This window comes from Paracoccaceae bacterium Fryx2 (assembly GCA_032334235.1).
GTDB lineage: Bacteria > Pseudomonadota > Alphaproteobacteria > Rhodobacterales > Rhodobacteraceae > JAVSGI01.
This window is the reverse complement of sequence record JAVSGI010000005.1, coordinates 1,791,293-1,810,593: the sequence shown is the minus strand read 5'-3', so window position 1 is coordinate 1,810,593 and position 19,301 is coordinate 1,791,293. Positions and strand designations below refer to the sequence as shown.

Annotated in this window: 14 protein-coding genes; 8 read left to right on the top strand and 6 right to left on the bottom strand. The window is 69.3% G+C overall.

The window, feature by feature from the left end; genetic code table 11:
• The first annotated feature begins 1 nt into the window (after position 1).
• A complete protein-coding gene (locus RNZ50_17975; protein MDT8856885.1) occupies positions 2–394 on the top strand; it encodes a response regulator in 393 nt (130 codons plus the stop codon).
• Positions 394–2,469 carry an exonuclease domain-containing protein gene (locus tag RNZ50_17970; protein MDT8856884.1) on the top strand — a complete coding sequence of 692 codons (2,076 nt, stop codon included), beginning with the start codon at positions 394–396 and terminating at the stop codon, positions 2,467–2,469. The genes RNZ50_17975 and RNZ50_17970 overlap by 1 nt, the downstream gene beginning before the upstream one ends.
• A 44-nt stretch (positions 2,470–2,513) precedes the next feature.
• Here the strand turns inward: RNZ50_17970 and truA are convergent, their stop codons facing one another.
• Positions 2,514–3,284 (bottom strand): tRNA pseudouridine(38-40) synthase TruA, encoded by a 771-nt coding sequence (truA, locus tag RNZ50_17965; protein ID MDT8856883.1) that lies wholly within the window; start codon positions 3,282–3,284, stop codon positions 2,514–2,516.
• A 112-nt stretch (positions 3,285–3,396) separates the two neighbouring features.
• Between truA and RNZ50_17960 the strand changes: the two genes are divergently transcribed.
• The 3 genes from RNZ50_17960 to RNZ50_17950 all read left to right on the top strand — a co-directional run bounded on the left by RNZ50_17960 (position 3,397) and on the right by RNZ50_17950 (position 8,589).
• Positions 3,397–4,812, top strand: coding sequence for a YcjX family protein (locus RNZ50_17960; protein MDT8856882.1), 1,416 nt, complete (start codon positions 3,397–3,399; stop codon positions 4,810–4,812).
• Positions 4,813–4,859: 47 nt separating this feature from the next.
• Entirely contained in the window at positions 4,860–5,876 is a 1,017-nt protein-coding gene (locus tag RNZ50_17955; GenBank protein MDT8856881.1) for a TIGR01620 family protein, read from the top strand.
• 61 nt (positions 5,877–5,937) lie between these two features.
• Positions 5,938–8,589, top strand: a complete 2,652-nt coding sequence (locus RNZ50_17950) for a DUF2339 domain-containing protein (GenBank protein ID MDT8856880.1) — start codon at positions 5,938–5,940, stop codon at positions 8,587–8,589.
• On the opposite strand, the gene RNZ50_17945 is transcribed toward RNZ50_17950, so the two are convergent.
• Positions 8,586–9,005, bottom strand: a complete 420-nt coding sequence (locus tag RNZ50_17945) for a group III truncated hemoglobin (protein ID MDT8856879.1) — start codon at positions 9,003–9,005, stop codon at positions 8,586–8,588. The two genes, RNZ50_17950 and RNZ50_17945, sit on opposite strands and share 4 nt — an antisense overlap.
• Before the next feature lie 240 nt (positions 9,006–9,245).
• On the opposite strand from RNZ50_17945, the gene ileS reads away from it, so the two are divergent.
• Positions 9,246–12,248, top strand: coding sequence for an isoleucine--tRNA ligase (gene ileS, locus RNZ50_17940; protein MDT8856878.1), 3,003 nt, complete (start codon positions 9,246–9,248; stop codon positions 12,246–12,248).
• A 216-nt stretch (positions 12,249–12,464) separates the two neighbouring features.
• Here ileS and RNZ50_17935 read toward each other — a convergent pair whose 3' ends face one another.
• The 4 genes from RNZ50_17935 to fsa are packed head-to-tail and all read right to left on the bottom strand — an operon-like array spanning position 12,465 to position 15,552.
• Entirely contained in the window at positions 12,465–13,178 is a 714-nt protein-coding gene (locus RNZ50_17935; protein ID MDT8856877.1) for a CDP-alcohol phosphatidyltransferase family protein, read from the bottom strand.
• A 50-nt stretch (positions 13,179–13,228) separates the two neighbouring features.
• Positions 13,229–14,149, bottom strand: a complete 921-nt coding sequence (locus RNZ50_17930) for a tyrosine recombinase XerC (GenBank protein MDT8856876.1) — start codon at positions 14,147–14,149, stop codon at positions 13,229–13,231.
• Entirely contained in the window at positions 14,146–14,838 is a 693-nt protein-coding gene (locus tag RNZ50_17925; GenBank protein ID MDT8856875.1) for a DUF484 family protein, read from the bottom strand. Before RNZ50_17925 ends, RNZ50_17930 begins: the two co-directional genes overlap by 4 nt.
• A 60-nt stretch (positions 14,839–14,898) precedes the next feature.
• Positions 14,899–15,552, bottom strand: coding sequence for a fructose-6-phosphate aldolase (gene fsa / locus RNZ50_17920; GenBank protein MDT8856874.1), 654 nt, complete (start codon positions 15,550–15,552; stop codon positions 14,899–14,901).
• A gap of 105 nt (positions 15,553–15,657) precedes the next feature.
• Here fsa and RNZ50_17915 point away from each other — a divergent pair, with 105 nt between their 5' ends.
• Together RNZ50_17915 and RNZ50_17910 are read left to right on the top strand one after the other, a co-directional pair.
• Positions 15,658–17,856 carry a primosomal protein N' gene (locus tag RNZ50_17915; GenBank protein ID MDT8856873.1) on the top strand — a complete coding sequence of 733 codons (2,199 nt, stop codon included), beginning with the start codon at positions 15,658–15,660 and terminating at the stop codon, positions 17,854–17,856.
• Between the two features lie 157 nt (positions 17,857–18,013).
• Positions 18,014–19,252, top strand: a complete 1,239-nt coding sequence (locus RNZ50_17910; protein ID MDT8856872.1) for an MFS transporter — start codon at positions 18,014–18,016, stop codon at positions 19,250–19,252.
• Positions 19,253–19,301 lie beyond the last annotated feature (49 nt).

Sequence of the window (19,301 nt, the reverse complement as noted above, 5' to 3'; positions counted from 1 at the left end):
AATGGCCGATGAGGGGGGAAGACGGCACCGCGTTCTGGTGGTCGAGGACGAAGACAACATCGCCATCGCGCTTGATTATCTGATGACCCGCGAAGGCTACGACCATGACCGCATCGCCAATGGCGGCGAGGCGCTGGGGCGGATACGCGCGACGCATCCCGACCTGGTGCTGCTTGATGTCATGCTGCCCGAGGTTTCGGGCTACGAAATCTGCCAGGGGGTGCGGCTGGACCCCGCGCTCGCCGATGTGAAGATCCTGATGATGACGGCGCGCGGCTCTGCGATCGAGCGGCGCAAGGGGCTGGCATTGGGGGCCGACGGCTTCATCTCGAAACCGTTCGAGCTGAAGGAACTGCGCGCCGAGGTGCGCCGCCTGCTGGGCGAGGACCTGTGATGCTGGCCCGGCTCGGGCTGCGGCTCAGGGTGTTCCTGTTCTTTGCGGTGCTGGGGGTGGGCGGCATCGCGGCGCTGGCCATGGGGCTGACGCTGGCCTTCCGCCGCCTTGGCACGCCCGAGACGCTGAACGCCTTCGTGCAGGGCGGGATGATCGCGGGCTTCGGCATCCTGGGGCTGGTGACCTGGGTGTGGTTCTTGTTCGATGTCAACGTCGCCAGGCCGATCGTCCAGTTGGCCGGTTCGCTGCGCGCGCGCGCCCATGCCGACATCGGCGGCACGTTCGACGCCGAAACCGCGCGCTATCTGGGCGATCTTGCCCCCGCCGCCTCGGCCACCGCGCTGAGCCTGTCGGAGGTGCGCAATGCCCTGGCGGAATCGGTGGCGCGCGAGACCACCCGGCTTTCGGCCGAAAAGGCCCGGCTGGAGGCGCTGCTGTCTGACGTGCCGGTGGGGGTGCTGCTGTGTTCGGGCGATCATTCCCTTGTGTTCTACAACGGGCAGGCGGTCGATCTGATGGGGGCGGGGGCGGCCGGGGCGACCGGGCTTGACCGCAAGCTGTTCGATCACCTGCACGACGGCCCGATCCGCCACGCGCACCAGCGGCTGATCGAGGCAGAGGATCCCGATGCCGCGTCCGACCTGCTGTGCACCACGCGCGGCGAGGCCCGGGTGTTGGCGGCGCGGATGCGGCTGCTGGCGGGCGACGGGGGGGCCAAGCCCGGCTACGTCCTGACGCTGCGCGACGTGACGGCCGACCTCGCGGCCCATTCCCGGCGCGAGGCGCTGCTGGCCGAGGTGTTCGACCGCATCCGCCGCCCCGCCGCCAACCTGGCCACCCTGATGGGCGTGCTGCCCCCGGGCGAGACCGCCCCCCCCGCGATGGATGCGGCATTGCGCGAAGAAGTGACCCGGCTTTCGCTGGCGGTGACCGACCTGACCGCCCGCGCCGAAGAGGGGCGCAGCGAAGGCTGGCCGCTGGCGCTGACCCGCGCCTCCGACCTGCTCGACGGTCTGCGCGCAAGGCTGGAGGTCGAAGGCTTCTGGGTCACCGCCGAGGCCGCGCCGCTGCTGCTGCGCTGCAACGGCTTCGAGGTGATCGCGCTGATGGCCGACATGGCCGCGCGGATTGCCGGGCAGGGGCTGGCGCGCAGCTTCACGCTCCGGGTCGACGAGGATGGCACCGAGGCGATGGTGCGGCTGGGCTGGGAAGGCGCGCCGCTGGCGCTGGGCGACATGGAACGGTGGCTGGAGGCGGCGCTCGACCCCGCGGTGTCCGATGTCACCGGGCGCACGGTGCTTGCCACCCATGCCACCGAGATCTGGCCCGAATCCGATGGCAACCGCCATGCGCTCTGCCTGCCGGTCCACGCCGCCCGCCGCACCGGGCCGCGGCCCAAGCCGATCGCCCGCGCGGTGGTCTACGATTTCGACCTGCTGTCGAAGGCGCGCAACGACAAGGTGGCGGACGCGCGGCTGGAAGACCTGACCTATGTGGTGTTCGACACCGAGACCACGGGCCTCCTTCCCGGGCAGGGCGACGAGATCGTGCAGATCGCGGCGGTCCGCATCGTCAACGGCCGCCGCGTCGATGGCGAGGTGTTCGACACCCTGGTGAACCCGCGCCGCCCGATCCCGCCCGGCTCGACCGAGGTGCACGGCATCACCGAGGCGATGGTTGCCGATGCCCCGGAAATCGAGGATGTCGGCCGCCGCTTCCACAAGTTTGCCGAAGGGGCGGTGCTGATCGCGCACAACGCCCCCTTCGACATGGAATTCCTGCGCCGCCACGAACCCGGCATCGGACTGCGTTTTGACAACCCGATCCTCGACACGGTGCTGCTGTCGGCGGTCGTGTTCGGCCAGCACGAAACCCACAGCCTCGACGCACTGACCCACCGACTTGGCATCACCATCCCCGAAGAGGCCCGCCACACCGCCATCGGCGACACCGTCGCCACTGCCGATGCCTTCCTGAAACTGCTGCCGATGCTGCAGGGCCGCGGCCTTGGCACCTTCGGCGGCCTGCTGACGGAAGTGCGCCGCCACGGACGGCTGCTCAAGGATCTGAACTGACGCGATTGCGGACGGACCGGGGGCTGGCCCCCGGCTCTTTCCGCTCAGGCAAACGGGTCCAGTGGATAGCCGACGCCGGTCAGATACAGCCCTTGCGGCGGGCAGACCGGGCCGCAGGCGGTGCGGTCGCGGGCCGCCAGCGCCCCGGCGACGCGGTCGGGCGCCCAGGCAAGGCTGCCGACCCGTTCCAGCGTGCCGACAATCGAGCGCACCTGATTGTGCAGGAATGATCTTGCCCGCAGGGTGAAGCGGTATTCGGTGCCCTCTGCATAGGGCAGCACGGCGATGGAAATCTCGTCCAGCGTCTTGACCGGAGAGGCCGCCTGGCAGAGCGCCGAGCGGAAGGTGGTGAAATCATGCTTGCCCAGCAGATGCGCCGCCGCTGCGCGCATTGCGGCATCGTCGAGCGCGTGGCCGATCTGCCAGACCCGGCCGCGGTCATGCGTCACCGGGGCGCGGCGGGCGACGAGGCGGAAGAGGTAGCGCCGCTCGCGGGCGGAAAAGCGGGCGTGGAAGTCGTCGGGCGCGCGGGTGGCGTGCAGCACCGCCACCGGCAGCGGCCGCAGGTGGGCGTTCAGCGCGCCTGCCAGCTTGACGTAGTCCCAGTCCTTGACCAGATCGCAATGCGCCACCTGGCCGGTGGCATGGACGCCCGCATCCGTGCGCCCTGCGGCAGCCAGCGTGTGCGGGCCCGGTTCCAGCCGCGCCAGCGCCGCCTCGATCGCCGCCTGCACCGTGGGCTGGCTTGCGGACTGGCGTTGCCAGCCCTGGAACGGGCCGCCGTCGTAGTCGATTTTCAGGGCATATCTCGGCATGGGCTCCGGTTAGCGCAGGCCGCGCCCCCGCGCAACGTCGCAGCACGGCTTTTTGCCCTACACAGACCCCGGCCAACCCCTTATCTAGGGGGCAGGAATGTGGGGGTAGGGTGTGGCCTTGGGTTCAATCACCGACGGGCTGGTGCGCGGCGTTGAGGGCGCGCTGGCCTCGGTTTCCGAGACGTTGTTCGAGCCGGTGATCCGGCTGGGTGTCACCGGCCTGTCGCGGGCGGGCAAGACGGTGTTCATTACCGGCCTGGTCGCCAACCTGATGGACCGGGGCCGGATGCCGCAGCTTCGGGCCGAAAGCGCCGGGCGGATCGAGGCGGTGTTCCTGCAACCCCAGCCCGATGTCACCCTGCCGCGCTTCGATCTTGAAAGCCATCTGGCGGCGCTGACCGGGGATGACCCGCGCTGGCCCGCCTCGACCCGCACCATCTCGGAACTGCGCCTGTCGTTCCGGGTGCGGCCGACGGGGATGCTGGCGGGGCTTTCCGGGCCGCGCACCGTGCATGTCGACATCATCGACTATCCCGGCGAATGGCTGCTCGATCTGGGGCTGATGGGCAAGAGCTATGCCGAATGGTCGGAAGACCGGCTGGACCGGCTGGCGCGGCGGCCAGAGGCGGCGGGGTTCGTCGCCCGTGCCCGCGCCGAGGATGGCAGTCTGCCGCTGGACGAGGCCCGCGCGCAACTGCTCGCGCAACGCTACACCGCCGCGCTGGAGGCGTGCCGCGATGCGGGGTGGTCGGATGCGGCGCCGGGGCGGTTCCTGCTGCCGGGTGACCTCGCGGGCTCGCCGGTGCTGACCTTTGCGCCGCTGCCGATGCCCACCACCACCGGGCGCTCGAGCCTGTGGCGCGAGATGGAGCGGCGGTATGAGGGCTACAAGTCGCGCGTGGTGCGCCCGTTCTTCGTCAACCATTTCGCCCGGATCGACCGGCAGGTGGTGCTGGTCGATGTGCTGGGGGCGATCCATGCCGGGCCGCAGACGCTGGAAGGGGTGCGCCAAAGCATGGCCGACATCCTGCGCGCGTTCCGGCCGGGGAAGAATTCGTTCCTCTCGACGCTGTTTCTGGGGCAAAGGGTCGAGCGCATCCTGTTCGCCGCCACCAAGGCCGACCACCTGCACCACAGCCAGCATCCCCGCCTGACCGCGATCATGGAGGCCATGCTGCGCGAGGCGCGCGACCGCGCCGCCTTTGCCGGGGCGGAAACCGCCGCGATGTCGCTGGCGGGCCTGCGCGCCACGGTCGAGGAAACCGTGACGCGCGGCGGCGAGACCTTCGATTGCGTCCGCGGGCGGCTGCTGACCACCGGGCGGCAGGCGGCGATGTATCCGGGCGAGCTGCCCGCCGACCCTTCGCGTCTGCTGTCGCCCGCCCGCGAGGGCGCGGACCGCTGGCTTGATGCACAATACGCGCTGATGAGCTTTGCCCCCGCCCGCAGCACCATCCGCCCCGGCGAAGGCCCGCCGCACATCCGGCTGGACCGTGCCGCCGAGTTCCTGTTCGGAGACCGCCTGTGACCGACTTGCCCCCCGCCGACAACCCGCCCTCCCGCCAGCCGATGCTGATGGACTGGCATGAAGACTCCGACCCCGCGCTTGCCCCCGTGGTGCCCGAACCGGGGGCCGAGGGGCAGGCGATGCAGGCGGCGGCGCGGCTGGCGACCGGGCGGCGGTCGGCCTTTGCCCGCTGGGCGGCGCTGGTGTTCGGGGCGCTGCTCAGCTTCGTGCTCTCGGTCGCGGCCTGGGATTTCGTGACCGGCCTTCTGGCGCGCAACACGCTGCTGGGCACGGTGGCCTTCGTGCTGGTCGGGCTGGCGGTGCTGGTGGCGCTGACGCTGGCGCTGCGGGAGTGGGGGGCCTATCTGCGGCTGGGGCGGCTCGACAAGCTGCGCATGGCGGCCGAGGCGGCCCATGCAGCGCGCGACCTGAAGGCGGCGCGGCGCGCGGTGGACGGGGTGGCGGCGCTTTACGCCGGGCGGGCGCAGGCGAGGCTGGCGCTGGCCCGGCTGAAGGAACGCCGCGCCGACGTGCTGGATGCCGACGGGCTCTTGGCGCTGGCCGAGGTTGAACTGATGGCGGCACCCGATCAGGCGGCGCGGCGCGAGATTGAATCGGCGGCACGGCAGGTGGCGACGATCACCGCGCTGGTGCCGTTGGCGCTGGCCGACGTGGCGGCGGCGCTGTTTGCCAACCTGCGGATGATCCGCCGCATTGCCGAGATCTACGGCGGCCGGGCGGGCAGTTTCGGCAGTTGGCGGCTGCTGCGCCGGGTGTTCGGCTATCTGATCGCGACCGGCGCGCTGGCGGTGGGCGATGACCTGATCGGCTCGGTCGCCGGGGGGGGCTTGCTGTCGAAGCTGTCGCGCCGTTTTGGCGAGGGGATGATGAACGCGGCGCTGACCGCGCGGGTCGGCATCGCCGCGATGGAGCTTTGCCGCCCGCTGCCCTTCACCGCCCTGCCGAAACCCCGCGTCACGGGCATTCTGGGGCGCGGGTTGCAAGGGCTGCTCGGCTATGGCCCGGCGGTGGCGGGGCTGGCTGAACCCGCCGCGAAACCCGTGCCGGTGCGCGGGAAAACCTGACTGTCGCAATCGCGCCGTTCGGCTATGCTTGAACCCTGGGCTGGCGGCGAGGGGTGGGGCGATGATCGGATGGGTTCTGGCGGCGGCGCTGGTGCTGGGGCTGCCGGTTGCAGTGCTGATCCTGTGGTTGCGCGTGTCGGGCCTGATGCGCAGCACCAGGGCGCTGGAGGCCGAGCTTGCCGCCTTGCGCCGCAAGCTGGCGTCGGGGGCGGTGGTGCCGGATGCGGTGGTTACGGAAGCCGAGGCTGAAACCATCCTTCTGCCGCCTGCGCCAACGCCAGAGGACGTGCCCGCCCCCGGCCCCTGGACACCACCCGAAACCGAGCTCTCTGGCCCGATCGTTCTGCGCCCCGACCGTCTTGCCGCGCTGGCGCGCTGGCTGCGTGAAAACTGGGTCTATGCGGTTTCGGCGTTGTCGCTGGCGCTGGCCGGGGTGTTCTTCGTGCAATACGGGGTGGAGCGCGGGCTGTTGCCGCCGCTGGCGCGGGTGGGCCTTGCAATCCTGCTGGGGGCGGCGCTGATCGTCGCGGGCGAGACGCTGCGGCGGCGGTTCGGTGACCGCGAGGGGGCGACGGCCTATCTGCCCTCGACCTTTGCCGGGGCGGGGCTGGTTTCGATTTTCGCGGGCGTGCTGGCTGCGCGGCAGATGTATGGGCTGATCGGGGCCGAGACCGCCTTTGCCGGGCTGATGGCCACGGCGGCGCTGGCGGTTGCGCTGGGCTGGGTTTACGGGCCGCTCTTGGCGGCGGTGGGTCTGCTAGGTGCGGCGGCGGCGCCGTTTCTGGTGGGTGGCGATGGCGCAAGCGACTGGCTTTACGCACATTTCGCGCTGGTGGCGGCAGTGGGATTGGCGGTCGATGCGGTGCGGCGCTGGGCCTGGGTGTCGGTGCTGGCGCTGGCCTTGGGCTACACGGGCGGTGGGCTGATCCTTCTGGGCTCGCAGGGGTCGGCGGGGATGTCGCTGCTGCTGGTGGTGCTGGCCGGGCTGGCGGTGCTGCTGCCGGTGCTGCGGGTCTGGCCCGACCATCCGCGCCCGATGATCGCCGAGGCGCTGTGGCCACGCGGGCCGTGGCCGGAGTTTCCGGTGCGGCTGGCGGGGGGCGCGGTGCTGGCCTCGTCGCTGGGGCTGATGGTGGTGCAGGGCGGGGCGGGCGACAGCCTTCTGGCCTTCGCGCTGCTGGCGGGGCTGGCGGCGGTGCTGTGCCTGTGGTCGGCGCGCGCGCCGGGCTTGGGCGATCTGGCGGCGCTGCCTGCGGCGGCGTTCCTTTTCCGGCTGGTGCAGGAGGCGCAGGCCGGGCCGCTGGCGCGCGAGTTTGCCGGGCAGGCACTGGACCTGCGCGCCCCGGAAAGTGCCGCGCCTCTGACCGTGTCGGTGCTGCTGGCATTGGCGACGCTGATCACGCTGGCAGGGGCCTCGCGGGCGCTGGCGCGTGGCGTGGCCTATCCCGTTGCCTCGGGTCTGGCGGCAGTGCTGGTGGCACCGCTGGCCGCGCTGGGGCTGGAGCTGTTCTGGCATCCCGCGCCGGTGCTGGGGGCTTATGGCTGGGCGCTGCATGTCATGGCGCTGGCGGCGGTGATGGTGGGGCTGACGGTGGCCTTCGCCCGCGCCGATGCCGACCTGCGCCGGGCGGCCCATGCCACGCTGGCCGCGCTGTCGCTGATCGCGCTGGCGCTGTTTCTGGTCACCACCAAGACGGCGCTGACGCTGGCGCTGGCTGCGCTGGCGGTGGTGGCGGCGGCGCTGGACCGCCGCTTCCGGCTGCCCGAGATGGCATGGTTCATCCAGGCGGCCGTGGCGGTGCTGGGCTGGCGGTTGCTGGTGGACCCGGGGCTGGACTGGGCATCGTTCGCGCCGCTGGGGCAGGTGGTGCTGGCTTTCGGCGGCACGCTGGCGGGGCTGGCTGCGGCATATCTGCTGCTGGGCGCGGAGCGGGTGTCGGCGCGGGTGGTGCTGACCTCGGGCTTTGCCGGCTTTGCGGCGCTGTTTGCCACGGTGCTGGTGGAACGCTGGCTGGACGCGATGGCGGGGGCCGACTGGGCCTTCAGCCATTGGGGGCTGGTGCTGGCGGGATTGCCCTGGCTGATCGTGATGCTGGTGCATCTGGTGAGGCTGCCGCTGGGCGGCTGGCTGCGCTGGGTGCGGGCCGGGATGGCGGCGCTGGCCGGGCTGGTGTTCGCCGCCTTCCTGCTGCTGGCGCTGGGGCCCGCCAACCCGCTGCTGGCAGACCCACGCGACCTTGCGGCGCTGGTGCGCGGGCCGCTGGTGCTGGACACGCTGCTGCTGGCCTATGGCGTGCCGGGGCTGATCCTGCTGGCGGCGGCGCTGCGGCTGCCGTTGCCGCGCCTGCTGCGGCTGGGGTTTCTGGTCCTGGGCGCGGCGCTGCTGGTGCTTTATGCCGGGCTGGAGATCCGCCGGATCTGGCGCGGGCCGGCGCTGGGGGTGCCGGGCGTCACCCAGCCCGAGCTTTACAGCTATACGCTGGCGCTGATGCTCTCCGGGGCGGCGCTGTTGTGGCAGGCGATTGCGCGGCGCTCGCAGGGGTTGCGCAGGCTGGCGATGGCGGTGATCGGTCTGACGGTGGCCAAGGTGTTCCTGATCGACGCGTCGGGCCTGTCGGGGCTGGTGCGGGTGGTGTCGTTCCTTGGCCTCGGGCTGACGTTGGCGGGGCTCGCGTGGCTGAACCGCTGGGCGGCGGCGCGGCAGGCGGGCTAGCGCAGTTTCGGCATCCCGCCGACCGGGCCCCCGACCTGGCAGCGCGCGTCTTCCACCCCGATGCGGAAGGCGTGGCCCAGCCGGTGTGCCATCGCCCCCCACGACGCCGCCGCCTGCGGGGCAAGCAGCCGCGCCGCGGTGGCGTCGAACAGCGCCAGCCAGATCGGGAAATGCTCGGGCAGCACCTCGGCCGCCTCGCGGTGGACCACCTGCGGGCGGCCCTCGTAGCCGCCGCTGCGCAGGATGGCGTTGTGCCAGAAGCGGGAAATCTTCGCCTCGTGCGCGGGCCAGTCCTGCACATGCGTGGCGAACACCGGGCCAAGCACCGGGTGGCGGCGCACCTCGATGTAGAAGGCGGTCACCACACGGTCGATCTCGTCGCCGGTCACGAAGAAGCGGGGGGGAAAGGCTGTCATCCCCCATATGTGGCGCCTGCTGCGGCGCGGTGCAAGGTTGCGGCGTGCCGCATGGTCTGGACCGGGCAGGGCCTTGCGTGTAGAAGGCCGCCATGATGGTTCGCACAGCGCATATCCACCGAATTACCGGCCCGGCGGTCTGAACGCCTCAGACGCCGGGATGCCCCCGCATGTTCCCCCGGCGCTTGACCCCGGTCGCGCCGATCTTCCCCGATTTCCCCACCCCGAGGACCGCATCCGATGTGCGCCGACACGACCGAACCGACCACCGCGCCCGATACCGCCACGCCCGACTACCGCGACAGCGTTTTCCTGCCCGAGACCGCCTTTCCGATGCGCGCCGCGCTGCCCGCCCGCGAACCCGACTGGCTGAAACGCTGGGAGGAGATCGGGGTCTATGACCGCCTCCGCGCCAAGGCGGGCAACCGCGTGCCCTTCACCCTGCACGACGGCCCGCCCTACGCCAACGGCCACCTGCATATCGGCCACGCGCTGAACAAGGTGCTGAAGGACATGGTGGTGCGCAGCCAGCAGATGATGGGCCGCGACGCCCGCTATGTGCCCGGCTGGGATTGCCACGGCCTGCCGATCGAGTGGAAGATCGAGGAGCAATACCGCGCCAAGGGGCTGAACAAGGATGACGTGGACATCGTCGCCTTCCGCCAGGAATGCCGCGCCTTCGCCACGGGCTGGATCGACATCCAGCGCGAGGAATTCAAGCGCCTTGGCGTCACCGGCAACTGGTCTGACCCCTACCGCACGATGGATTTCCACTCCGAAGCCGTGATTGCCGAGGAGTTCATGAAGTTCCTGATGAACGGCTCGCTCTATCAGGGTTCGAAGCCGGTGATGTGGTCGCCGGTGGAAAAGACCGCCCTCGCGGAAGCGGAGGTGGAGTATCACGACCATACGTCGCACACGATCTGGGTGCGGTTTCCGGTGGTGGGTTCGAAGTGGATGGCTCCGTTCGTGCGCCCGGAATCGCCCGGCGTCGCGACACCACCGGCTGAGTTGGTCAAAGAACGATACAGAGGCGTAAACGTTGTCATCTGGACGACAACTCCTTGGACGATCCCACAAAACAGGGCGATCGCATTTAACGTGGCGATCACCTACCGGCTCTATGAGATCCAGAGAAGTTCGGAAGAAACAGGCGAGAAATCGGTTGAGCACATCATCCTCGCGGAGAAATTGGCGGATAGTGTATTCAAGGCAGCAAGGCTTGAAGAAGGTTCTTATCAAGCTCTTGATGTTGTGCCCGCCGCCGATCTTCGCTGTCTGGAGTGTGCGCACCCGTTCCGAGGGCTTGATGGAGCGGACGGCGAGTGGGACTTCGACGTCCCCCTCCTGCCCGGCGATCATGTCACCGACGACGCGGGCACCGGCTTTGTCCATACCGCTCCGAGCCACGGCGACGACGACTATCAGCTTGGCCTGAAGTTCGGCCTGCCGATGACCTATAACGTCGAGCCTGACGGCAGCTATCGCGCCGATCTGCCGATCTTCGGCGGGCAGGCGATCCTGACGGCAGAGGGCAAGGAAGGCCCGGCCAACGTCTCGGTCATCAAGCAACTGGCCTATGCCGGGGCGCTGCTGGCCAAGGGCAAGCTGAAGCATTCCTACCCGCATTCCTGGCGTTCCAAGGCGCCGCTGATCTATCGTAACACGCCGCAGTGGTTCGTCGCCATCGACAAGCCGCTGGACGACGGCATGGGCACCCATGGCGACACCATCCGGCAACGGGCGCTGACCTCGATCGACAGCCTCGTGCAATGGACGCCGCAGACCGGGCGCAACCGGCTTTACTCGATGATCGAGGCGCGACCGGATTGGGTGCTGTCGCGCCAGCGCGCCTGGGGTGTGCCGCTGACCTGCTTCGTGAAGAAGGGGGCGAAACCGACCGACCCGGACTTCCTGCTGCGCAACCCCGAGGTCAACACCCGCATCACCGCCGCTTTCGAGGCGGAAGGCGCGGATGTCTGGTATGTGCAAGGATTCAAGGAAAAGATGCTGCAAGGCATCGCCGATCCGCAGGATTATGAACAGGTGTTCGACGTGCTGGACGTATGGTTCGACAGCGGGTCAACCCATGCCTTCGTGCTGCGTGACCGGGCAGACGGGTCGACCGACGGGCTTGCCGACCTTTATCTGGAAGGCACCGACCAGCATCGCGGCTGGTTCCATTCCTCGATGCTGCAAGCCTGCGGCACCAAGGGGCGCGCGCCCTATCGCGGCGTGCTGACCCACGGTTTCACGCTGGACGAGAAGGGCATGAAGATGTCCAAGTCGCTGGGTAACACCGTGGCGCCGCAGGACATCATCGCGGAATACGGCGCCGACATCCTGCGGCTCTGGGTGGCGCAGGCCGATTTCACCGTCGATCAGCGCATCGGGAAAGAGATACTGAAAGGCGTGGCCGACAGCTACCGCCGCCTGCGCAACACGCTGCGCTTCCTGCTGGGCAACCTTGCCGGCTTCACCGAGGCCGAGAAGGTGCCGCTGGACCAGATGCCCGAGCTTGAGGCCTGGGTGCTGCACCGGCTGGCCGAACTGGATGGCGAGGTGCGGCGCGGCTATGCGGCCTATGATTTCCAGGGCGTGTTCCAGAAGCTTTTCGCCTTCTGCACCGGCGACCTGTCGGCGGTCTATTTCGACATCCGCAAGGACAGCCTGTATTGCGACGCGGAGGGCAGCCTGCGCCGCCGCGCGGCCCGGACGGTGCTGGACCTGCTGTTCCACCGGCTGACGACCTGGATGGCGCCGATCCTGGTGTTCACCATGGAGGACGTGTGGCTGTCGCGCTTCCCCCAGGACGGGGCTTCGGTGCATCTGGAAGACATGCCCGACACCCCGGCCGACTGGCTGAACGAGCCGCTGGCGGCCAAGTGGGCGCAGATCCGGCAGGTGCGCCGCGTGGTGACGGCGGCGCTGGAGGTGCAGCGCACCGCCAAGGTGATCGGCGCCAGCCTTGAGGCCTCGCCGGTGGTGCATGTCTCTGATGCCGGGGTGCTGGCGGCGCTGCGCTCGGTCGATTTTGCGGCGCTGTGCATCACCTCGGGCATCCAGGTCACGGCGGACCCGATGCCGTCCGAGGCTTTCCGCCTGCCGGATGTGCCCGGCGTCGGCGTGGTCTTCGAACTGGCCGAGGGCGAGAAGTGCCAGCGCTGCTGGCAGATCCTGCCCGATGTCGGCAGCCACGCGCACCCCGGCACCTGCGCCCGCTGCAACGCGGCGCTGGGCTGAGGCTTCGGGGCGGGGGCGCGAGCCTTCGCCCCGTTCCCGGCACTACCGCCCTTTCGGCCTGCAAGGGGCCTGCGCCGATTTTTCTACGAAAAATCCTCCCCCCCGCGACCCGGGCGGCGCTGAGCGAAGCGCCAGTCGGGCAGCCGATGCGCTGTCGGCTGCGACGATCTGCCACCCTGGACTTCGCCGGTGCGGGGGTTGAAACGGGCGTCGGGCCTACCCCGCCGCGCGCCGCTCGGGGATGATCTGCTGGGCAATTCCGGCGAGGATCAGGTAGAGCGAGGTCACGACCAGCCCCCAGTGCGCCCAGCTTTGCTCGTCGAAATCGACCCAAGCGGCCCAGCCGGCAAAGAACACCCAGGCCAGCGCCATCGGCAGCGACAGTGCCCGCCACCGTTCGGTCCTCACCGGGTGGATGAACTTGAGGTTGGTGAACATGGTCGCGGTCAGGGCGATGACCACCGTCAGGATCACCGCCTCGCCCGGGGCAAGGGCGAACATCACCAGGACCACCATGTTCCAGCAGGCGGGAAAGCCCGCGAAGGAATTGTCCTTCGATTTCATGCGGGTGTCGGCAAAATAGACCACCGAGCCGTAGGTGATGGCGATGATCACCAGCCAGCCGGTCCACCCCGTCAGCAGGCCCGACTTGAACAGCGCGAAGGCCGGGATGAACACGTAGGTCAGGTAGTCGATGATCAGATCCATCAGCACGCCGTCATAGGTCGGCCAGTTGGACTTGACATCGTAGCGCCGCGCCAGCGGGCCATCGAGCCCGTCGACCACCAGCGCCAGCACCAGCCACAGGAACATCATGCTCCAGCGTTCCTCGACCGCCGCCAGCATGGCCAGCATCGACAGCACCGCGCCGGTGGCGGTGAACAGATGGACGAAAAGTGCCTTGAGGCGGAGGGGGTTCGGCTCTGTCATGATTTCGGTAATGTCGCAATGCCGGGCTTTGCGCAACTGTCGTCGCAGGGTCAGGCGCGCGGATGGGCCCTGGCATAGACCTCCATCAGGCGGGCGGAATCGACCGCGGTGTAGGCCTGGGTGGTGGAGAGCGAGGCGTGGCCCAGCAATTCCTGTATCGCGCGCAGATCGCCGCCGGCACCCAGCAGATGGGTGGCAAAGCTGTGGCGCAGGGCGTGCGGCGTGGCGGTGGCGGGCAGGCCCAGCCGGGCGCGCACACGTTCCATCGCCAGTGCGATCAGGCGCGGGTTCAGCGCGCCGCCGCGGGTGCCGCGAAACAGCGGGGCGTCGGGGGCAAGCTGGTGCGGGCAGAGGGCGACGTAGCGCGCCACGGCTTCCCCAGCCGCAGGCAGCACCGGCACCAGCCGTTCCTTGCCGCCCTTGCCGGTGATGCGCAGCACGCCGGGCAGCGGATGCGCCGCCCCGGTCAGCCCCAGCGCCTCGGAGATCCGCAGGCCGCAGCCGTAAAGCAGCGTCACCACCGCCATGTCGCGGGCGGCGACCCAGTCGGCGGCGTCGGCGCTGATGGTTTCGGTCACGGCGCGGGCGGCATCGATGCTCAGCGGGCGGGGCAGCTTGCGGCGGTGCTTGGGGCTGCGGGCCGACAGCACGGCGGTGGCGTCGCCGCCCGTCCGGTCGGCCAGCCAGGCGCTGAAGCTTTTCACCGCCGACAGCGCCCGCGCCAGCGAGCGTGCGCCAAGGCCCCGGCCGCGTTCATGCGCCATCCAGGCCCGCAGGTCGGATTGCGGCACGGCGGTCAGGCCCGCCAGCCCTTCGGTGCCGCCGCGATGCCCGGCCAGGAAGGCAAGCCAGCCCGCCACGTCGGCGCCATAGGCTTTCACGGTGTTTTCCGCCGCGCCGTCCAGCGCGCGCAGATGGGTCAGCCATTCCGCCAGCGCCGCACGTGCGGCGGGGGAAATGGCAAGGCTCATGACAGCCAGCGCCGCATGGTGCGCTCGAACACCCCGGCGAAATGGGCCAAGAGGTCGGTGCCCTGCGTCGGTTTGAAGTGGTGCGGGTCTTCGGCGCCCATCACCAGCAGGCCGGGCAGCCGCCCCTTGCCGAAATCGAGCCGCATCAGCGCCTCGGACCGTATCCACCCTGACCGGTCGCCATAGATCAGATCGGATGTCGGGATGGTCTGGCGCAGCGTCACCGGGCGCAGGCTGACGTTGCGCCCGCCCGACAGGTATTCGGCGACGAAGCCGGGCTCGGCCACGAACAGCACCTCGCCCAGCTTGCGCAGCGCCGGGTCCTCGGCGCTTTGCACCGATTCCAGCACCAGACGGATGCAGTCCACCCGCAACGTCTGCGCCACCTCGCCCGCCAGCGATTTCAGGAAATCCTCGAACCCCAGCGGGTCGAGCATCTGCAGGATCGCGCGGTGAACCTGATTGGTGCCGGCCAGGTTTTCGTAGGCGGCGGCGATCACCGAGCGGTGGGTATCCTCCAGCCGGTCAAGCCGCGATTCCAGCCGTTCCATGGCGATGCCGCGCAGATCGACGATGTTGTTGCCCATCGCCCGTTCGTTCGCGGCGATCAGCGCGCGCATCACGTCGCGGTCCTCTAGGATAACCTCGGGTTCCGCGATGATGCGGTCGCGCAGGTCCTGTTCGATCATGCCTTCATTGCCCTGTCCTGCCGTCTGGCCCGCCCCGGAGTTCGCGCAGCATACACGCGGTCAGAGGATTTTCTGCCCGGTTTTTGCCCAGTCTTTCATGAACTGTTCCAGCCCCTTGTCGGTCAGCACATGGCTTGCCAGCGCCTTGATCACCGCGGGCGGCGCGGTCATCACGTCGGCCCCGGCCAGCGCGCATTGCGTGACGTGGTTGGCCGTGCGGATCGAGGCGGCGAGGATCTGGGTGTTGAAGCCGTAGTTGTCATAGACCTGCCGGATGTCGCCGATCAGTTCCATGCCATCAAGGTTGATGTCGTCCAGCCGGCCGACGAAGGGCGAAATGAAACTGGCCCCCGCCTTGGCCGCGATCAGCGCCTGGTTGACGGAAAAGCACAGCGTCACGTTGACCATGAAGCCGTCGTCGGTCAGCACCTTGCAGGTTTTCAGCCCGTCCCAGGTCAGCGGCACCTTGACCGCGATGTTCGGCGCGATGGCGGCGAGCTTGCGGCCCTCTGCGATCATCTCGTCGGCGGTCAGGGCCACGACCTCGGCCGAGACCGGGCCTGAAACGATGCCGCAGATCTCGCGCGTCACCTCCACGATGTCGCGGCCCGATTTCAGGATCAGCGACGGGTTGGTGGTCACCCCGTCCACCATGCCGAGCGCGTTCAGTTCGGCAATGGCTTCGACATCGGCGGTATCGACAAAGAATTTCATCGGGGCAGTCCTTGGGGTTCGTTGCGGGGTTGCGGCGGGTTGCGCGGGTGTAATAGCCCAATACGACGCCTGACGAAAGAGACGGGCTGCGAAAGTGGGGCGGGTGTGACGGAGGCGGTCTATCAGCAGGGCGATCTGGTCGGCGTGCTGATCACGGAATCGCTGGGCCGGTCGCTGGGCGTGCTCGACTACCGCAGCCCGGAAGGCGGCTGCGGCATCGGCGATTATGTCGAGGTGCCGCTGGGCCCGCGCCGGATGCTGGGCGTGGTCTGGGGGCCGGGCGAGGGGCGGTTCGACCCGGCGAAGGTGCGCCCGGTGATCCGTGTGCTCGATGTCGCGCCGATGCGGGCGGAACTCCGCAGCTTTCTGGCGCGCGCCGCCGAATACACCCTGACGCCGCTGCCCGCGATGCTGCGGCTCGCGACCCGCGCGCCCGGTCTGGGCGATGCCCCGGCGACGCGGCGGGTGTTCCGCGCGGGCGAGGCCGTGCCCGCGCGCGAGACCGAGGCCCGCCTGCGGGTGCTCGATGTGCTGCGCGCCTATGGCGGGGCGGCGCTGACGCTGGCCGAACTCGCGGCCGAGGCGGGGGTGACGGCCTCGGTCGTCAAGGGGCTGGTGAAGCTTGGCGCAGTGGTGGAGGAGGACGCGCCGCGCGACCTGCCCTATCCGCCGCTGAACCCGGCGGGGTCGGCGCGGCTGATGGGCGATCAGGTGGCGGCGGGCGATGCGCTGGTCGCCGCCGTGGCGCTGGGCGGCTATGGCACGACGCTGCTGAAGGGCGTCACCGGCTCGGGCAAGACCGAGGTCTATCTGGAGGCGGTGGCCGAATGCCTGCGCATGGGCCGGCAGGCGCTGGTGCTGCTGCCCGAGATTGCGCTGACCGCCGAATTCCTGACGCGGGTGCAGGCGCGGTTCGGCGCGCGCCCCGCCGAATGGCATTCGGGCGTCACCATGACCGAACGGCGGCGGCTGTGGCGGATGGTGGGGCAGGGCGGTGCGGGCATGGTGGTCGGCGCGCGGTCGGCGCTTTTCCTGCCGTTCCGCGACCTTGGGCTGATCGTGGTCGATGAGGAGCACGACACCTCCTACAAGCAGGAGGAGGGCGTGCTTTACAACGCGCGCGACATGGCGGTGCTGCGCGCCTCGATCTGCGGCTGTCAGGTGGTGCTGGCCTCGGCCACTCCGTCGCTGGAAAGCTGGGCCAATGCCGAGGCCGGGAAGTATGCGCGGCTCGATCTCGGCGCGCGCTACGGGGTGGCGGAACTTCCCGACATGCGGGCCATCGACATGCGCGGCGAAAAGCTGTCCGCCGACCGCTGGATTTCGGCACCTCTGGCTGGCGCGGTGCAGGCGCGGGTGGTGGCGGGGGAACAGGCGCTGTTGTTCCTGAACCGTCGCGGCTATGCGCCGGTGACGCTGTGCCGGGCCTGCGGCCATCAGGTCGGCTGCGAGCATTGCGACGCGCGGATGGTCGAGCACAGGTTTCTGAAGCGCCTCGTCTGCCACCAGTGCGGCGCGACCAAGCCGATGCCGGTGGCCTGCCCGGCCTGCGGCGTCGAGGGCCGCATGGCCCCGGTCGGGCCGGGGGTGGAACGGCTGGCCGAAGAGGTGGCGGCACGCTTTCCCGACGCAAGGGTGGCGGTGCTGTCGTCGGACCTGTTCGGGTCAGCCCGGGCGCTGAAAGAGCAGATCGTGGCGATTGCCGAAGGTGGGGCCGACATCATCATCGGCACGCAGATCGTGGCCAAGGGGCACAACTTTCCGCTGCTGACGCTGGTGGGGGTGATCGACGCCGACCTTGGCCTGCAAGGGTCGGATCTGCGCGCGGCGGAACGGACCTTCCAGTTGATGCGGCAGGTGGCGGGCCGGGCCGGGCGGGCCGACAAGCCGGGTGTGGCGTTGTTGCAGACCTTTCAGCCCGAACATGCGGTGATCCGCGCCATTCTGGGCGGCGACGAAGAGGCGTTCTGGCGCGCCGAGGCAGCCGAGCGCCGCGCCGCAGGGGTGCCGCCCTATGGCCGGATGGCGGGGATCATCCTGTCCTCGCCCGACGTGGCGCAGGTGTTCGACATCGGCGCCGAACTGGCCCGGCTCGACGGCCCCCTGCGCAGGATCGGGGCGCAGGTGTTCGGGCCGGCGCCTGCGCCGATTGCCCGGGTGCGCGGGCGGCACCGGGTGCGGCTGCTGGTCAAGGCCGCGCGGCATGTCGCCCTGCAGGGCGCGCTGGTGGAATGGGTGGCGCAGGTGAAGCTGCCGGCCAACCTGCGGCTTGCGATAGACATTGATCCGCAGAGTTTTCTATAGGGCGGGCGGCGGACCGGGGGGCCCGCCCCCCGGACCCCCGGGGATATTTGGAAACAGAAGAAAGAGGGAAGAAAGAGGGCGGGCTGGCGCGGCCCGGATTTGTTTCGGGCACAATTTCCCGTCTCGCCAGACGGATGCGGGCGCGCTACCAACGGGCATGGCCTTGCGCACCCTTCCCCTCGCCGATGCGGACCTGCTGCCGTTCCACCGGCGGCCGGTTTTTCTGCTGTTTCTGATGGCTGCGGCGATGCCGATCGCCTTTTCGACCTGGTCGGCGCTGCTGAACAATTTCGTCATCCAGGTGGCCGGGTTCACCGGGGTCGAGATCGGCTGGCTGCACACCGTGCGTGAGATTCCGGGGTTTCTGGCGGTCGGGGTGATCGTGCTGATCCTGTTCATCCGCGAGCAGGTGCTGGGGCTGGTGTCGCTGCTGCTGCTGGGGGGTGCCACGGCGGTGACGGCGTTCTTTCCCAGCTTTGGCGGGTTGCTGTTCGTCACACTGCTGTCGTCGATCGGGTTCCACTATTTCGAGACGGTGAACCAGAGCCTGCAACTGCAATGGATTGCCAAGGCGCGGGCGCCGCAAGTGCTGGGCTGGATCGTCGCGGTGGGCGCGGGGGCAAGCCTTGCGGCCTACGGGCTGATCGTGCTGACGTGGCAGGCGTTCGATCTGTCCTATGCCACGGTCTATCTCGCCTCGGGCGGCGTGACGGCGCTGATTGCCGTCTATTGCCTGCTGGCGTTTCCGCAGTTCGAGTCGCCGCACCCGCAGAACAAGCACATGGTGCTGCGCCGCCGCTACTGGCTGTATTACGCGTTGCAGTTCATGTCGGGCGCGCGGCGGCAGATATTCGTGGTGTTTGCCGCCTTCATGATGGTGGAACGCTTCGGCTTTGAAGTGCACGAGGTGACGGCGCTTTTCATGCTGAACTTCCTCGCAAACATGCTTGCCGCCCCCTTCATCGGTCGCTTCATCGGGCGGTTCGGCGAGCAGCGGTCGATGCTGATCGAATACGGCGGGCTGGCCTGCGTGTTTCTGGCCTACGGCGGGCTTTACTGGTTCGGCTGGGGCGTGGTGGTGGCGGCGGCGCTTTATGTGATCGACCATCTGTTCTTCGCCATGGCCTTCGCGCTGAAGACCTATTTCCAGAAAATCGCCGATCCGGCCGACATCGCCCCCACCGCCGCCGTCGCCTTCACCATCAACCACATCGCGGCCGTGTTCCTGCCTGCCACGCTGGGTTATCTTTGGCTGGTCTCGCCGTCGTCGGTGTTCGGGCTGGCGGCGGCGATGGCCGGCGTGTCGTTCGCGCTGGCGCTGCTGATCCCGCGCCACCCGGAAAAGGGCAACGAGACGCGGCTGAGCCACCGCCTGCGCCCCGTCGCGGCAGAGTGATCGCGCAGCGCACTGGCCGGGCGGTGCGATCCGTCCTATCTTTGGCCGG

Coding starts and splice junctions, on each gene's coding strand:
- RNZ50_17975 (MDT8856885.1), top strand. CDS start 2: ATGGCCGATGAGGGGGGAAGACGGCACCGCGTTCTGGTGGTCGAGGAC.
- RNZ50_17970 (MDT8856884.1), top strand. CDS start 394: ATGCTGGCCCGGCTCGGGCTGCGGCTCAGGGTGTTCCTGTTCTTTGCG.
- truA (MDT8856883.1), bottom strand. CDS start 3,284: ATGCCGAGATATGCCCTGAAAATCGACTACGACGGCGGCCCGTTCCAG.
- RNZ50_17955 (MDT8856881.1), top strand. CDS start 4,860: ATGGACTGGCATGAAGACTCCGACCCCGCGCTTGCCCCCGTGGTGCCC.
- RNZ50_17950 (MDT8856880.1), top strand. CDS start 5,938: ATGATCGGATGGGTTCTGGCGGCGGCGCTGGTGCTGGGGCTGCCGGTT.
- RNZ50_17945 (MDT8856879.1), bottom strand. CDS start 9,005: ATGACAGCCTTTCCCCCCCGCTTCTTCGTGACCGGCGACGAGATCGAC.
- ileS (MDT8856878.1), top strand. CDS start 9,246: ATGTGCGCCGACACGACCGAACCGACCACCGCGCCCGATACCGCCACG.
- RNZ50_17935 (MDT8856877.1), bottom strand. CDS start 13,178: ATGACAGAGCCGAACCCCCTCCGCCTCAAGGCACTTTTCGTCCATCTG.
- RNZ50_17930 (MDT8856876.1), bottom strand. CDS start 14,149: ATGAGCCTTGCCATTTCCCCCGCCGCACGTGCGGCGCTGGCGGAATGG.
- RNZ50_17925 (MDT8856875.1), bottom strand. CDS start 14,838: ATGATCGAACAGGACCTGCGCGACCGCATCATCGCGGAACCCGAGGTT.
- fsa (MDT8856874.1), bottom strand. CDS start 15,552: ATGAAATTCTTTGTCGATACCGCCGATGTCGAAGCCATTGCCGAACTG.
- RNZ50_17910 (MDT8856872.1), top strand. CDS start 18,014: ATGGCCTTGCGCACCCTTCCCCTCGCCGATGCGGACCTGCTGCCGTTC.